General features: G+C 71.6%; 13 protein-coding genes. 4 read left to right on the top strand and 9 right to left on the bottom strand.

Annotated elements, in window-relative coordinates:
- Positions 1-121: 121 nt before the first annotated feature.
- The 5 genes from WG209_RS09400 to cysK form a co-directional block, all read right to left on the bottom strand.
- Positions 122-340 carry a hypothetical protein gene (locus WG209_RS09400; protein ID WP_337174769.1) on the bottom strand — a complete coding sequence of 73 codons (219 nt, stop codon included), beginning with the start codon at positions 338-340 and terminating at the stop codon, positions 122-124.
- A gap of 41 nt (positions 341-381) precedes the next feature.
- Entirely contained in the window at positions 382-666 is a 285-nt protein-coding gene (locus WG209_RS09395) for a hypothetical protein (RefSeq protein WP_337174768.1), read from the bottom strand.
- 16 nt (positions 667-682) lie between these two features.
- Positions 683-1147 (bottom strand): nucleoside-diphosphate kinase, encoded by a 465-nt coding sequence (ndk, locus tag WG209_RS09390; RefSeq protein WP_337174805.1) that lies wholly within the window; start codon positions 1145-1147, stop codon positions 683-685.
- Between the two features lie 86 nt (positions 1148-1233).
- Positions 1234-1707 carry a M67 family metallopeptidase gene (locus WG209_RS09385; RefSeq protein WP_337174767.1) on the bottom strand — a complete coding sequence of 158 codons (474 nt, stop codon included), beginning with the start codon at positions 1705-1707 and terminating at the stop codon, positions 1234-1236.
- Positions 1708-1711: 4 nt separating this feature from the next.
- Entirely contained in the window at positions 1712-2686 is a 975-nt protein-coding gene (cysK, locus tag WG209_RS09380) for a cysteine synthase A (protein WP_337174766.1), read from the bottom strand.
- A 302-nt stretch (positions 2687-2988) separates the two neighbouring features.
- Here cysK and WG209_RS09375 point away from each other — a divergent pair, with 302 nt between their 5' ends.
- Entirely contained in the window at positions 2989-4704 is a 1716-nt protein-coding gene (locus WG209_RS09375) for a porin (RefSeq protein WP_337174765.1), read from the top strand.
- A gap of 16 nt (positions 4705-4720) precedes the next feature.
- Positions 4721-5095, top strand: a complete 375-nt coding sequence (locus WG209_RS09370; protein ID WP_337174764.1) for a hypothetical protein — start codon at positions 4721-4723, stop codon at positions 5093-5095.
- Between the two features lie 47 nt (positions 5096-5142).
- Here WG209_RS09370 and WG209_RS09365 read toward each other — a convergent pair whose 3' ends face one another.
- Both WG209_RS09365 and WG209_RS09360 read right to left on the bottom strand, forming a co-directional pair.
- A complete protein-coding gene (locus WG209_RS09365) occupies positions 5143-6807 on the bottom strand; it encodes a permease (RefSeq protein ID WP_337174763.1) in 1665 nt (554 codons plus the stop codon).
- 40 nt (positions 6808-6847) lie between these two features.
- Positions 6848-8050 (bottom strand): sialidase family protein, encoded by a 1203-nt coding sequence (locus WG209_RS09360; protein WP_337174762.1) that lies wholly within the window; start codon positions 8048-8050, stop codon positions 6848-6850.
- A 626-nt stretch (positions 8051-8676) separates the two neighbouring features.
- Between WG209_RS09360 and wrbA the strand changes: the two genes are divergently transcribed.
- Positions 8677-9294, top strand: a complete 618-nt coding sequence (gene wrbA, locus WG209_RS09355) for an NAD(P)H:quinone oxidoreductase (RefSeq protein WP_337174761.1) — start codon at positions 8677-8679, stop codon at positions 9292-9294.
- A gap of 30 nt (positions 9295-9324) precedes the next feature.
- Here the strand turns inward: wrbA and WG209_RS09350 are convergent, their stop codons facing one another.
- Both WG209_RS09350 and WG209_RS09345 read right to left on the bottom strand, forming a co-directional pair.
- On the bottom strand, positions 9325-12126 hold the full coding sequence (locus WG209_RS09350; RefSeq protein WP_337174760.1) for a hypothetical protein: 2802 nt from the start codon (positions 12124-12126) through the stop codon (positions 9325-9327).
- A gap of 80 nt (positions 12127-12206) precedes the next feature.
- Positions 12207-13220: a methyltransferase gene (locus tag WG209_RS09345; protein ID WP_337174759.1), complete on the bottom strand. Its 1014-nt coding sequence runs from the start codon at positions 13218-13220 to the stop codon at positions 12207-12209.
- A 198-nt stretch (positions 13221-13418) separates the two neighbouring features.
- Here WG209_RS09345 and WG209_RS09340 point away from each other — a divergent pair, with 198 nt between their 5' ends.
- Positions 13419-14723 carry a replication-associated recombination protein A gene (locus tag WG209_RS09340; RefSeq protein ID WP_337174758.1) on the top strand — a complete coding sequence of 435 codons (1305 nt, stop codon included), beginning with the start codon at positions 13419-13421 and terminating at the stop codon, positions 14721-14723.
- Positions 14724-14822 lie beyond the last annotated feature (99 nt).

The raw sequence follows: 14822 nt of genomic DNA, 5'->3' as shown, positions 1-14822 counted from the left end.
GCGCGGCCGAGCGCGATGGACGCGCCGGCCCCGGCGCGTGGCGTCGGGGGGCCGCCGTGGTTCCACCATAACAGGGCGGTCGGCGGGTGTAGAGATGTCACCCCCGGAAATCGGCCTGGCCTCAGGAGGCCTCGGCGGGATCGGCCTCGGGGGCCGTCTTCGGCGGGTCGCCGGGCTGGACGTCCGGATCGACCTGGTCGGCGGGCGTCTCGGCCGGCTTCTCGGCCGGCGGGGGCGTCGCCGGGACGACCTCGGCGTCGCCGATCTCGGGCGAGCCGCCGCAGCCGGTCAGGCCGAGGGCGAGCGCCGCGGCCAGGGCGAGGTTCGCGAACTTGCTCATCGATGCGTCTCCAGGGGCGGGGATGGGCCCGTCGTCGTGGTTCAGCGCCGGGGCTTCCGCCGCCTCGCCCGGCCCATCCGGCGGTCGAAGGCGACGAGCAGCGCGGCGGCGGGGAGCATCAGGGCCAGCTCGGCCGCCAGCAGCCGGGGGCCGTGGCGGTCGAACCAGAGGGCGGCCCGGCGCGAGGCGTCGGACGCCCCGGCCGGCGGCGAATCCAGGATGGACCCGCTGACGAGGTAGGCGAGCGACGTGGCCACGAACAGCCCGGCCAGGCCCAGCAGGACCAGGTGGAACGGGTTCGCGAGCACGTCGCCCTTGCGCGCCATTCGACAGCGTCCCGGATCAGGCGCCGTCGAAGACCCACTCGGAGCCGGCGATCGAGTAGTCGACGACCTCCCCCGGCTTGAACCAGAGGGCGATCTCGCGCTCGGCCGACTCGGTGGAGTCGCTGCCGTGGATCAGGTTGTTCTGCTTGCTGATGGAGTAGTCGCCGCGGATCGTGCCGGGCGCGGCGGCCGTGCCGTTGGTGGCGCCCAGCATCGCGCGGACGACGGCCACGGCCTCGTTCCCTTCCAGGACGCCGACCACCACCGGCCCGCCGGTGATGAACGAGATCAGGCCCTCGAAGAAGGGCTTGCCGGCGTGCTCGGCGTAGTGCTTCTCGCCCAGGGCGCGGTCGACTTGCAGCAGCTTCAGCGCGGCGACGCGGAGCCCCTTGGATTCGAACCGGGCGAGGATCTCGCCCACCAGCCGGCGCTGGACGGTGTCCGGCTTGAAGATGATCAGGGTCTTTTGCGGCATGAGGATCAGGCTCGCGGCGCGGGACGCGCCGTGTTATGGGGGGAATGGGAGGCGGGCCGATGGCGATCGGCGCCGGTACGGACGGGCCTAGTCTATTCGCCCGGCGCGGGGTCGTGCAACGCCTCGTCGGCGACGGCGACCCAGCGGACCTCCTCGAAGTCGTCGGGGCCGAGCCGCCAGGCGCGGACGTCGGGCGGGTCCGACATGAGGGAGACGATGATCCGGGGGACCGCCCCGTAGTAATTCCGGTCCAGGTCGGTCCGGCTGGGGACGGCCTCCCATTTCGGGTGGGAGTGGTAGATGGCGAGGATCTCGGCCTCGCGGCGGCGGAGGTCCGTCACGGCGTGGATCAGGTCTTCGGGGTGGGCGTTGTAGCGGGTCTCGGGGTCGGCCGCGGCGTTGCGCAGCGGGTGGAACGAGGAGACCCGCGGCGCGACGCCGCCGAGCAGGCCGCAGCATTCGAGCTGGGCCTCGCGTAGGCAGTGGGCGACCATCGCCTCGACGACGCCCGCCGGGATCTCCAGCGGGCCGTCGAAGCCCTCGGGGTCGAACGAGCGGCGGGCCACGGGCTCAGGCCTCGGGGAACAGCGGCGTCGACAGGTAGCGCTCGCCGAGGTCCGGCAGCAGGACGACGATCAGCTTCCCCGCGTTCTCCGGCCTCTTCGCCACCCCGGCGGCGGCGAAGGCGGCGGCGCCGCAGGAGATCCCGCAGAGCATCCCCTCCTCTCGGGCGAGCCGGCGGGTGGTCTCGAAGGCGTCCTCGTCGCGGACCGGGATGACCTCGTCCACGACCGAGAGGTCCAGGACGCCGGGGATGAAGCCGGCGCCGAGGCCCTGGATCTTGTGCTGGCCGGGGTGGGGCGGCTCGTTGCGGCGGACCTGGTCGATGACCGCGGAGTTGGCCGGCTCCACGCCGATCATCTTGACCGACGGCTTCAGCTCCTTGAGCCGACGCCCGACGCCGGTGATCGTCCCGCCGGTCCCGACGCCCGAGACGAAGATGTCGATCGCCCCGGCGGTGTCGCGCCAGATCTCCTCGGCCGTGGTCCGGAAGTGGATGTCCGGGTTGGCCGGGTTGTTGAACTGCTGGGGCATGAACGCCTTGGGGAGGCTCTTGACCAGCTCCTCGGCCTTGCGGACCGCGCCCGGCATCCCCTCGGACGCCGGCGTCAGCACGATCTCGGCGCCGAACGCCTTGATCAGCCGGCGCCGCTCCAGGCTCATGCTCTCGGGCATCGTCACGATCAGGCGATAGCCCCGCGCGGCGCAGGTGAACGCCAGCGCGATGCCGGTGTTGCCGCTGGTCGGCTCGACGACCACCGTGTCGGCGTCGATGTCGCCGGCCGCCTCGGCCGCGTCGATCATCGCCACGCCGATCCGGTCCTTGACCGACCACAGCGGGTTGGCGCTCTCCAGCTTCGCGGCGACCGTCGCCCCGGCGTCGCCGACGATCCGCCGCAACTTGACGAGGGGCGTGCCGCCGATCGTCTGCGTGATGTCGTCGAAGATTTTCCCGTACGACCAGACCTGCCCCTCGACGTTCATTTGCCCATCCCCTTGGACCATCCTCGCCCGCTCCAGACCTATGACGATAAAGATCGGCCGCGGGCGTCCGTGCAATCCACGGAACTCCGACCTCCCTTTTCCGATCAAGTATCTGGGATACATCCCTCCGTTGCAAGAGCGCCGGCCGACGGCTCCCCGGGGCCGGGGCGAGTCGATGGGAATCCGGATCCGACGCGAGCCGCCGGGTATTTCGGCCGATAGTAAGGGTTGCGTGGGCCGTGCGGTCCGGGCCGCGTCGCGCGCTCGCGGCCGTGCGGACCAGCCGGGATGGAGACCGGGCCATGAGTCGTGGGACATGCGGAGGGCGTTCGAGGCAAGCCCGCGCGATCGCCATGGCGGCGGTCCTCGTCGCGGGGAGCGCCGCCGGCCAGGAGGTCCCGGGGGGGGCGCCGGCGTCCGTCGACAAGCTCCTGGAGCGCCTGGAAGCCCTGGAGAAGCGCGACGCCGAGAACGCGGCGCTCCGCGAGCAGGTCCGAGTGCTTCAGGAGCGGTTGGAGAAGCTGGAAGGGACGCCTAAGCTCGATGGCGACGACGGCGACGCCGGCCCGGCGGGGGTGCCTCCCGCCGCGACGGGCAAGCCGGACGATGGGCCCCCGCGCGTGGACTTCGCCACCGTCGCGGGAGGGTCGGTCGAGGCCGGGGCCGAGCCCGACTCGGGATGGACCGAGGTCGGCAAGAACCTCGACATGAAGGCGACCTGGAACAACGGCGTCCAGTTCGCGACCGGGGACGACGCGTTCCGGTTCCATATCGGCGGCCGAGTCGACTTCGACAGCGCCTGGTTTCGGCAGGATTCCAACCTCCTGGTCGGCGACACGGACACCGACCGGCTCCGCGACGGCGGCGACTTCCGTCGCATGCGGCTCCGGGCCGACGGCCGGTTCTGGGACAACGTCGACTTCGTGTTCGAGGTGAACTTCGCCAACTTCCAGGACTTCTCGAACGCCGGCCAGCAGGTGACGATCGGCAGCGTGGGCCTCACGGACGTCAACGTCACCTTCCGCGACCTCCCCGTCCTGGGGAACCTCAAGATCGGGCACCTGCTGCCGCCGATCAGCCTCGAACACATGACGAGCTCGAATTACGTCTACTACATGGAGCGCTCACCCGCGTTCGACGCCTTCATCAACCGCTTCGACTACGCCAACGGCGTCAACGCCTTCGACACGTTCCTGGACGACCATGCCACGCTCTCCGCGGCGTTCCTGCGGACCGGCAGCCGGACGGTCAACCCCTTCGGCGCCGGGGCCGGGAACGGCGAGTACGGCGGGGCGATCCGCGCCACCTACCTGCCGATCTACAAGGACGAGGGGCGCCGCCTGGTGCACCTGGGCGTGAGCTTCATGCGCCGGGCGCTCGACGAGGACTCCACCTCGCCGAGCGATCGGTCGCTGGTCCGCTCGGGTGCCGGGCGCGAGATCCCCAACGTCATGGCGACGGGCCGCTTCTTCGCGCCTCGCGGCCAGTACTACATCAACCCCGAGATCGCCGCCATCTTCGGCCGGTGGTCGATGTCGGCCGAGTATCTCTTCACGGGCCTCCCCGAGACCTACGCGCGGCAGCTCAATCGCAACGTCTTCCTGGACCCCCGCGGTTCGGCCTTCTTCCAGGGCCTCTACGCCGAGATGGGGTACTTCCTCACCGAGGGGGACCACCGCCGATACAACCGGAAACTGGGCGCCTTCGACCGGACCGTGCCGCTGGAGAACGCCTGGATCATGAAGACGGGCCGAGGCCGGCCGTCCGTCGGCCGGGGGGCCGTGCAGGCGCTGGCCCGCTATTCCTTCCTGGACCTGGTCTCGGGCAATCCGTCGCTGACGCCGAACGCCGGGGCGAGGGCCGGCATCGAGCACGACATGACCCTGGGGCTCGCCTGGTATCTGAACTCCCAGGCCAACATCCAGCTTAACTACGTCCGGACTTACATAAACTCCGTGGTCCGCGGCGCCAGCGGCGACTTCGACGCCCTCGGCGTGCGGGTCCACTTCGACTTCTGACGCCGGGGGCCTAGCCATGACCTACGTCCGCCTCATCGCCCTCGCGGCCTTCGTCGCCGCGGCGCCGTCGGCCCTGGCCCACGACACGCCGCCCGCGCCGGACTGCGAGTGCCTCGCCTGCGCGGCCGTCCCGACCACCAAGAAGACGACGAGCTACGAGCGCCAGACCAAGGACTCGCCGAAGTGCTACGTGAAGGCTCGTTTCGACCTCTTCCGCCGGCTCTGCCACAAGCCGCCGGCCGAACCCGAGGTCGTCCCCCTCCGTCGCCGCGTCCTCATGAAACGCGAGGTGACGAAGGAGAAGCCCGCGGTGAAGTACGAGGCCAGGACCTTCACCGGGACGTGCGCCGCCCACCGTCGCGAGCACTGCCACGCCTGCCACGGCGGCTGACCGCCACGCTAGAGCCGCTTCGCGTCGCCGCTGGCCCTCCGCATGCCTCAGGTCCTGTCGACCTCGACGTCCGGCGCTTCGGCGAATCGGGCCACGGCCAGGACGACGGCGGCCATCGCGAGGTAGGCGGCGGCCCACGAGTACGGCGACTGGCTCGCCGAGGCCCCCGCGCGGCCCATCGATTCCAGCTCGGCCATCACCGCGGCCGGCGGCATCACGGCGCCCGACGGCAACGGCGAGTGGATCACGCCGAACCAGGCGAGGCCCGCCGCCAGGGCCAGCACGCCCGCCGTCGCGCGGGCGCGGCCGTCGATCAGCATCGCCAGGGTGGCGCCCCACAGGAGGCTGGTGACGATGAACCCGCCGGAGAGGGCCGTGACCGTGGCGATCCACCGCCGGAGTTCCGGCGACAACTCGGCGAACGGCCTGCCGACTTCCGGCAGCACCTGGCCGACGGCCACCGTCGCCAGGTACGCCAGCGCCGGCACGCACGCCAGCGCGACGGCCGGATAGTGGCGGGTCGGCGTGGCGGCGAACGACTGCGCCGTGATCTCCAGGCCGATGAAGATCAGGATCGGGAAGACGACCGCCTTGGGGAGCAGGTGGAAGATCCAGTCGAAGCAGCCCAGCACGCCGACGGCCCCGACGAACAGGGCCGTGGCCAGCGTGTAGGCGGCGCGGGCCCCCATCGCCTTGTAGGCGGGATGGCCGATGTAGGGCGTCGACTGGATCACGCCGCCGAAGAACCCGCCGATCAGCGTCGATAGCCCCTCGACGCCGACGATCCGGCCGGTGTGGTAGTCGTCGCCGACGGCCGCGGCGCTCTCGGTGCAGTCGACGCCGCCGATGATCGTCGCCAGGGCCAGGGGGAGCGCCACCGGCAGGTAGCCGGCCGCCTCGCGCCAGTTCGCCTGGAACCAGGCCCACCAGGGCACCATCGGGAAGGGCAGCGACGGCCTCAGCCAGTCTTGTGGCCGCTCCCCTTCCGGGCCGGGGCCCAGGCCCGACAGGAACATCCCGTAATAGAGGACGCCGCCGACGGCCACCGCGACGAGCATCGCCGGGGCGCGGTTGGGGAGCTTCCAGCGGGCGGAGAGGGTCGCCAGCACGACGGCCAGCGAGGCGAACCCCGCCACCGGCTGGGCGGCCACGTCCAGCAGCGGCAGGAAGCTGATGAGGACCAGCGCAATCGCCGTGAGCGACCCCAGCAGCCCGGCCCTGGGGACGACGCGCCGGATCCAGCCGCAGAACGGGGCGCACGCCAGCTTGAACAGCCCCGAGGCCAGCAGCATCGCGACGCCGACGAACCAGGCGTGCTCGGCCGCCGAACTCGGGTCCAGCCCCCTGCCCCTGGCGGCGACGAACGCCGGGCCGAGGATCAGGAAGACCGAGCCGAACGTGCTGGGGGTGTCCAGCCCCAGCGGCATCGCCGTGACGTCCGTCCTCCCCTCGCGCCGAGCCAGGCGGAAGGCCATGACCGTGAAGATCAGGTCCCCCGCCAGCACCCCGACGGCCGTGCCCGGGATCATCCGGGTCAGGACGAAGTCGCGCGGGAAGCCGAACCCGACGACGAGCAGGCTCGTCATCAGGATCATGCCGCCGATGTTGTCGATCATCAGGCCGAAGAAGGCGTTGACGTCCCCCGGCCGGGCCCACTCGTACCGGGGGCGGCTCTCCAGGTCCGGCGGGCCGGGCTCGGCGGCGATGCTCAAGGGGGCGTGTCTCCGGGGATTCGGCGAGGGTCGCGCGGGGTCAATCTCCCTGACGGACCCACGCCTCGTCGAAGGCGGCGTGCATCATGGTGCTTTTCTTGGCCGTGCCGGCGCCCAGGCCCAGGGAGTAGGTGTAAGTCGCGTGGATCTTGCCGTCGCGGGCCTGGGTCATGGAGGGGTAGTGGAACGACGAGCCGGGGTCGCCTTGTTCCAGGTGGCGCTTGATGGGCCAGGTGCGGCCCTCGTCGTCGGAGAGGGAGACGGCCAGCGTGTGGCGGCCCCTGGGGAGGTCGTTGTGGATCAGCGCCCAGGCGCCGCTTTGCAGCTTGATCGCCTCGACCCCCGCGCCGGGGTTGTCGAGGTCGGTCGTCTCCACGTCGGTCCAGGTCATCCCCTCGTCGGGGGAGGTCGCCACGCGGATCTTGTTGAAGGGGCCATTGTCGCGGAAGTACGAGACGAGCGTCCCGTCATTCCGCTGGACCACCGTCGGCTGGATCGCGCCGAAGCCGACGGTCGGGCGGCCGGCGGTCCAGGTCTTCCCCTGGTCGTCGCTGACGGCCATCAGGGAGATGGAGAAGGTGTCGCAATATAGAGGAAGGAGCCAGCGCCCGGAGGGGAGGACGATCCCCCGCGCCCGGGGCATCCAGCCGAGGCGCTGATAGAGGAGGTCGGCCGATCGCTCCGCGAAGGGGGCGAGTTCGTCGGCGTAGCGCGCCTTCTGCTCGTCGGTGAGCTTGGCAAGGGAGTCGGCAACGGCCTTCTCGATCGACCCCGGCGCGGGGGTGACGTGCAGGACGTTGGTGGACTCCCACTTGATCGGCCCCGGCGCGCCCTGCGAGGGATCGGCGATGTTCCACTTGAGCAGGGCGCTCTCCCAGCGATGGTCGAGGATCGTGGGCCAGAACATGTGGATTCGGCCGTCGGGCGCGACCAGCAGCGCGGGGTTGCAGTCGGGGTAGCCGGAGGTGTCGGCCGTCTGGAAGCGGGGCGACCAGGCGTCGGCGCCCTTGGGGAGCCAGGCGGCCTGGATGATCACGTCGTCGGCCTTTCGCTCGCCGGTGCCGTTGTACCAGACGGCTAGGAGGTCGCCGTTGGGGGTCTCGGCGACGCACGAGGCGTGGTTGTGCTTGGGCTCGGCCTCGAAGATAGGCCGCTTGACCAGCCCCGGCGATTCCGCCCCGGCGGCCCCCGTCATGAGCCCCAGCAGCCCGATCCATGCGACGGCCTTCGTCGTTCGCGTCATCGTCGATGCGTCCCCGTCCGGGTCCGAGAGAGGAGAATGGCGACGGCCCCGAGTCTAGGACGACCGTCGCCCCGGAGCAAGGAGCGAGCCCCGGATCGACGCTGGCTCCGCTTGGCTTCGTTCGTCATCCACGCGCGCCCGGTGGTTTGACGCAAGTTGATCCAGGTCGAGGAATTGGGGCGTAATCGAGTTGGCTTCGTTCGTCGAGAACGATATGGAAAACCGTGCCCTGTCCGTCGCCTCTCCCGCGGGGGGGCGGCCCGAAGGCCCAGGCGGGGGCTTTCGCATTATCGGATGTGGCGACGTTTTTCCCAAGCGCCGCCGACGCACACCCTGGAGCGTGAAGGCCCTCGCCCGCCGCTTCACGGTTGCTCGCGGGTCGGTGAATGCGAATTGTCAAAGATCGAGATTCGTCGAAGAGGATGATCTGCGGGTTGGCTCGCCGGATTCCAGCTTTCCGATCATAATTCCCGATCTCGATGAAGGGGACCACGCGATGCGTCCGCTCCCCGATGCTTCCAATTGGAGCGGTCGCGGCCTACTTGCCGTCGGGCGCTTGATGGTTATGCTTGGCGGAACCCATCCGCCGCTCACGTCCAAACGCGCCTTCGCGCGGGAGTCCCGACATGGCAGCCAAGGTCCAGGTCGTCTTCTACAGCCTTTATACGCACGTCTACCAGCTCGCCCAGGCCGTGGTCGAGGGGGCGAAGGAGGCCGGCGCGGAGGTGACGCTGGCGCAGGTGCCGGAGATCCTGACGCCGGACATCCTGGAGAAGATGGGAGCGACCGAGGCCAAAAAGTCCTTCGCCCACGTCCCCACGGCCGACCCCCACGCCCTGGCGGACGCCGACGCGATCATCCTTGGGGCCCCGACCCGCTACGGCGCGGCGGCGGCGTCGATGCAGGCGTTCCTGGACGCCACCGGAGGCCTGTGGGCGAAGGGGGCCCTGATCGGCAAGGTCGGCAGTGCGTTCACCAGCACCGCCAGCCAGCACGGCGGCCAGGAGACGACGCTCGTCCACATGCATACCTTCTTCTACCACCAGGGGATGGTGGTGGCCGGCGTCCCCTACTCGGAGAAGGGCCTGTCGATCCTGGACGAGGTCTCCGGCGGCACCCCCTACGGCGCCTCCACCATCGCCGGCCCCCGCGGCGAGCGCAACCCGACCCCCAACGAGCTGGCCATCGCCCGCTTCCAGGGCCGCCACGTCGCCGGGATCGCCGCCAAGCTGGCGGCGAAGTAACGAGGCCCCGGACGCCCCGCCGCGGGCCGCTCACCGCGCCCGCGGCAGTTCCAGCGTCTGGTTCGAGGTTGGCTTGCCGTTCAATTCGGCGGCGCGGACGATGAGCGAGGGGCCGGGGTGGCGGCCGGCGGGGGCGTCCAGGGTGTTCCGTGCCGTCGTCGCCTTGAGTTCTCGGGGGTCGCGCGAGCCTTCCTCGCCCAGGACCATTCCCAGCAAGGGGCGACGGCCGGGCTTGTCCTGGCCCCGCTCGGCGGCCATCTGGCGCAGGAAGGGCTCGGTCCAGCGGACCACGTTGTCCTCGGCGGTCGCCGACATGTAGACGCGGCCCTTGCTGAACTTGACGTTCCGGGCGTCGTGCTGGACGCTCAGCACGAGCGACTCGCGGGCGTCCTCGAAGGTGTTCCCGCGGACGACCATCTCCATCGCGGGGCAGTGCGACCAGCCCCAGTGGATGGGCGATTCCGACGCGCAGGCCGAGGCCGCCAGCCCCTGCGCCCCGCCGAGGAAGCGATTGCGCTCGACCACCGTGCCGAACTGGTTCCCCGGCAAGACCAGGCCGTAGCTGGTGGAACTGCCCCGGATGTCGACCGTGTTGCCGACGAACCGGAGGCCCGAGAAGCCGTCGACGATCGACACCCGGTCCGTTCCCTTCGGGACCGGCGCGTCGAGCAGGATCGTCGTCGCGTCCAGCGGCAGGGCGACGCGCCGGAACGTGCCGGCGGCCGGGCCGGTCAACAGCGCGACGAACCTGCCGGCGCGGATCGGCTCGCCCTGGCGTCGCCCGACGCGCAACACCTGGCCGTCGGCCGAGGGGCGCGCGATCCCCTCGTAATTCACGCGGTACGACTCGGTGAGCATGACCTCCGGCGCGTTGACGCGGGGGACGCCGTCGTCATCGAACTCGCCGACCCCTTCGACGACGTTGTCCTCCACCGCCACGTTCCGCCCGGCGTGGGTGGAGACGAAGAAGCGCCAGAGCTTCCCCCCCGGCTCCGCCTTCGCGCGGTTGCCCCGGACGGTCACGTCCAGCGGGAAGTGCGCGGCGATGGCGCCGTTGGACCTCGTCCCGCGCGGGGCGCCCCGGAACGTGTTGTCGAGGATCGTCCAGGGGCCGTTGAAGAACTCGATCGGGCCGGCGAGGATCTTGCAGCCCTCCACCCGGCCGCCGTCGGCGTTGGTGAAGCGCATGGCCTTCAGGGCGTCGCCCCAGTTGCCGGGCTCGGGGTTCGCGGAGGCCTCGATGTCGAGCTTCAGCAGCGAAAGCCCCCACTTCTTCTCCCAGGGGTCCTTGTCGCGGCTGTCGCTGGTGCCGATCACCGCGGGGCCGTAGCTGACGTCTCCTTCCCACCGGATCGGGCCTTCGAAGCGGATCGCCAGCCCTTCGAGCGTCGTCCGGCCCTTGTGGATCTTGATCGCGGTCGTCCAGGGCGCGGAATCCGTCGGCTGCGAGAAGACGAGCGTGGCACCCTGGGGGGCCGTCAGGACGACGGGCTGATTGAGCGTCAGCGTCTGGTTGAGCCGGTAGGTCCCGGGGGCGAGGGCGACGGTCCCCCCCTGGTCGACGAGCGCCTGGAGGTCGTCGCCGGGCCTGGCGTCGCGGCGGGAGGTCGACGGGGCGGGGAGGCGGAGGGCGGGGTCGCTCTGCCCGCCGGGGAAGCGGACGACCGCCGAGCGGCCGTCGCGGCCGATCAGCCGCAGCGTGAACCAGGCGTCGCGCTCGTCGCGGGCGATGGGGAAGAACACGTCGATCGGGCCGGCGCCGCTCGGCTTGACGACCATCGGGTCGGCGCCGTTCCACTCGGGGGTCGACTTGAGGGCGTCGCCCGACGCTTCGAAGAGCCACGCCCCCCGCGCGGAGTCGGAGAGGGTGGCGGCGACGACGTCGCGCGGCAGCCCCGCGCCCGTGATGGCGACGTGGACGTCGCCGGGGCCGATCGCGTCACTGCCGTCCTGCCCGAGCCAGCGGGCCTCGGCCTTCGGGAAGGTCAGCGAGGGCTCGCGAGGCTCGGCGGCCTTCCGCGCGGTGTCGAAGCGGCCGACGGCGACGGTCGCGCGGTCCGTGGTGTCGTTGGCGTAGAGGACGCGGACCGCGAGGTTTCCGCTGGCGATGGGGCGGGCCGGCTGGAAGTAGAGGTCCCCCTCGCCGGGCTTCTCGGGATCGGGGTGGAACTCGCAGGCGGGGAGCATCTCCGGGTTGGTGTGGCTCTCCCACTTGAGCCCGCCGGGGGCGTCGATCCTGAGGGCGCGGATGGGGACCCTGGTGGAGACGCCGGAGAGCCGGAGGCGGGCGTCGGGGAGGCCGTCGGGCCCGATCTCCGGGCCGGGGCCGACGGCGTCGCGGCCGTCCTGATCGGCCCAAATCGCCTTGAGCGCGGCGCCCGCCGTCCGCAGCGACGGGTCGACCTTGCGCCCCTGGACCGAGGCGCGATGCTCCACGCCGTCGTCGTAACGGATCGTCACGTCGTGCCGCCGGGGCGCGGTGTATGTGGATGGCTCGATGTAGAGATCGGCGCGGGTGGAGCCCTTCTCGCGGACGAGCGCGGCCTTCCAGGCGAAGGAGTCGGCGTTGTAATGCCAGGCGTTCAGGTCGCCGCCGACGGCCAGCACCTCGATGTACGCCACCTCCCGGCGAGGGTCGAGGCCGGTGATGGCGAGGTGGACGTCCTGGACGTCGCTGGGCTCCACGCGGTTGTGCGGCCCGACGAAGTCCTTGCCGTCCTGCCCGATCCAGCGGACCTGGGGCCCCCGCCCCGCCTGGGCCGAGGCCTCGATCGTCGCCCCGAGCGCCGAGGCCAGCGCGAGCCCGATCACCGCCGCGCGTCGCACGTCCATGAGCAGCCCTCCCTCGCGAAATGTCGGTGGAAGGGAGCTTACCACACCCGGGGCGGCGACGCGCGGGCGGCCGGGGCCGGTCAGCCGGCGACGGCCTCCACGATGCCGTAGGGGGAGCCGGTCTCCCGGACGCGGACGTCGCGGAAGCCGGCGGCCTCCAGCAGCCCGCGATACTCCGACGCCGAGCGCTCCCGGCCGCCGGTCATCGCCATCATGTTCAGGTCGCTCAGGCGGCCCGGGGACGGGGCGTCGCCGTCGGGGAGGACCGACTCGATGACGAGGATTCGCGCCCCCTTCCCGGCGGCCTCGCGGCAGTTCCGCAGGATGACCGCGGCGCGGCGGTCGTCCCAGTCGTGGAGGATCCACTTCAGGACGTAGAGGTCGCCCCCCGCCGGGACGGACTCGAAGAAGTCCCCCGCGACCCGCTCGCAACGGCCGGCGACCCCCCGGGCCTTCAGCAACTCCTCGGCGCCCGCCAGGCCGGCGGGGGTGTCGAACAGGACGCCCGACGCCCGGGGCGCGGACACCAGCGCGGCGGCGAGCAGCCCGCCGTTGCCGCCGCCGACGTCGATGATCTTTCGGAACGCGGAGAAGTCGAACGCCTCGCGCAACGCGGCCTCGACGACGGCCGAGAGCGAGGTCATGGCGGCGTTGAAGTCGGCCGAGGCCTCCGGGCGCTTGCCGTAGTACTCGAAGACCGGCACGCCATGGACGTGGTCGAACGCCGTCTCGCCCGTCCGGACGCTGTGCGACAGCTCGGCCCAGGCCCGCCGGTGGTCGTCCGACATCACCCCCAGGATCATCGAGCGGAACGACCCCGGCGTCCCCGACGCCAGCCCCCGGCCGAAGTCGGTCAGCCCGTAGCGGCCCCCTTCGGCCGTCAGCGCCTCCAGCGTCACCAACGCCTTGAGCAGGCGCCCCAGCGACGGCGCGTGGGCACCCATCACGCCCGCCAGCTCCTCCGCCGTCCGCGGCCCGTCGACCAGGTGGTCGGCGACCCCCAGCCTCGCGGCGGCGAGCATGGTCTGCGAGGACCAAAACCCGCAGATCACCCCGAACGCCCGCCCCTGTAGCGACTGTCCGCTCGATTCCATGGAAGCTCCCATCCAGGTTTCACCCGACGTCCCGCGCGGCATCGACTCGCGATGCCGAGCCGAGATCAGACGAGATCGGCGCCGGCGCGACGACGGGAGGGACGCGATTTCCTCCCGGGAGCCGGCCGGCTCGCCGTGTTATAATGCACGGCTGGACAGAGACGGGAGAGAAGGCCGGCGGAAGGGTGGGACGCTCGCATGGGTCGCGAATCGACGGGCTCGTTGTTCGAGCGGGGGGACGAGCCGGGGGCGGGCGAGGGCGCGCCCGCGCCGGCACCGGCCGACGCGCCGTTGGCGGAGAGGATGCGGCCGAGGAGCCTGGACGAGTACGTCGGCCAGGGGCACCTGCTGGGCGAGGGCAGGCTCGTGCGGCGGCTGGTCGACGGCAAGGGGACGCTGCCGTCGCTGATCTTCTGGGGGCCGCCGGGGACGGGGAAGACGACGATCGCGCGGCTGCTGGCGAGGGCCGGCGGGGCGAAGTTCGTGCCGCTGTCGGCGGTCCTCTCGGGCGTGAAGGAGCTGCGCGAGGCCGTCGCCGAGGCCCGCGACGCCCGCCGTCGCGGCTGGCGGACGACGCTGTTCATCGATGAGATCCATCGCTTCAACAAGTCCCAGCAGGACGCGCTCTTGCCCGCCGTGGAGGACGGCACGGTCACGCTGATCGGCGCGACGACCGAGAACCCCTCGTTCGAGGTCAACGCCGCGTTGCTCTCCCGCGCCCGCGTCCTGACTCTCCAACCGCTGTCGCCCGACGACGTCGAGGCGCTGCTCCGCCGGGCGCTGGCCGACGCCGCGCGCGGGCTGGCCGGGCTCAATCCGGCCGTCCCCGACGAGGAACTCGCGAGGCTGGCGCGCGGGGCGGCCGGCGACGCCCGCGTGGCGCTGACCGCGTTGGAGGCCGCCGTCCTCGCCACCGAGCCGGGCCCCGACGGCGTCCGCGCGGTCGACCGCGACACCATGGCCGAGGCCCTCGGCCGCGCCCGCTACGCCTACGACAAGGGGGGCGAGGAGCACTACAACCTCATCTCCGCCTACATCAAGAGCCTGCGCAACTCCGACGTCGACGCCGCGCTCTACTGGCTCGCCCGGCTGATCGAGGGGGGCACCGACCCGGTTTTCATCGCGCGCCGGCAGTGCATCTTCGCGTCGGAAGACATCGGCATGGCCGACCCCCGGGCGATGGTCCAGGCGGCGTCGGCCGCGCAGGTCGTCCAGATGATCGGCCTGCCCGAAGGGCTGTATCCGCTGAGCCAGGCGACGATCCTGCTGGCGCTGGCGCCGAAGTCGAACGCCATCAAGCGGGCCTATTTCGCAGCCGCCGCCGACGCCGCCGCCACGGCCCGCGAGCCCGTCCCGCTCCACCTCCGCAACGCCGTGACCTCGCTCATGAAGGCGAGCGGCTACGGCGAGGGCTACCGCTACGTCCACGACGACCCGGACGCCCGCGGCGAGATGGACTGCCTCCCCCCCGGGCTGAAGGAACGGCGATACTTCCTCCCCTGAACCGTCGGCCGTCCGGCGGGACCGGTCGTGCGGGATAAGCCTGGATAGGCCGCGAGTCGCGCCGGTTCGCCCTGCGCCATGCTCCCCGCGCGGGCCGAA

It is taken from the genome of Paludisphaera sp., assembly GCF_037189885.1.
Classification (GTDB): Bacteria; Planctomycetota; Planctomycetia; order Isosphaerales; family Isosphaeraceae; genus Paludisphaera.
Note: the sequence above shows the minus strand (reverse complement) of the source record. Positions and strands in the feature narration are given on the sequence as shown.

Coding starts and splice junctions, on each gene's coding strand:
- WG209_RS09370 (WP_337174764.1), top strand. CDS start 4,721: ATGACCTACGTCCGCCTCATCGCCCTCGCGGCCTTCGTCGCCGCGGCG.
- wrbA (WP_337174761.1), top strand. CDS start 8,677: ATGGCAGCCAAGGTCCAGGTCGTCTTCTACAGCCTTTATACGCACGTC.
- WG209_RS09345 (WP_337174759.1), bottom strand. CDS start 13,220: ATGGAATCGAGCGGACAGTCGCTACAGGGGCGGGCGTTCGGGGTGATC.
- WG209_RS09375 (WP_337174765.1), top strand. CDS start 2,989: ATGAGTCGTGGGACATGCGGAGGGCGTTCGAGGCAAGCCCGCGCGATC.
- WG209_RS09395 (WP_337174768.1), bottom strand. CDS start 666: ATGGCGCGCAAGGGCGACGTGCTCGCGAACCCGTTCCACCTGGTCCTG.
- WG209_RS09340 (WP_337174758.1), top strand. CDS start 13,419: ATGGGTCGCGAATCGACGGGCTCGTTGTTCGAGCGGGGGGACGAGCCG.
- cysK (WP_337174766.1), bottom strand. CDS start 2,686: ATGAACGTCGAGGGGCAGGTCTGGTCGTACGGGAAAATCTTCGACGAC.
- WG209_RS09350 (WP_337174760.1), bottom strand. CDS start 12,126: ATGGACGTGCGACGCGCGGCGGTGATCGGGCTCGCGCTGGCCTCGGCG.
- WG209_RS09360 (WP_337174762.1), bottom strand. CDS start 8,050: ATGACGCGAACGACGAAGGCCGTCGCATGGATCGGGCTGCTGGGGCTC.
- WG209_RS09400 (WP_337174769.1), bottom strand. CDS start 340: ATGAGCAAGTTCGCGAACCTCGCCCTGGCCGCGGCGCTCGCCCTCGGC.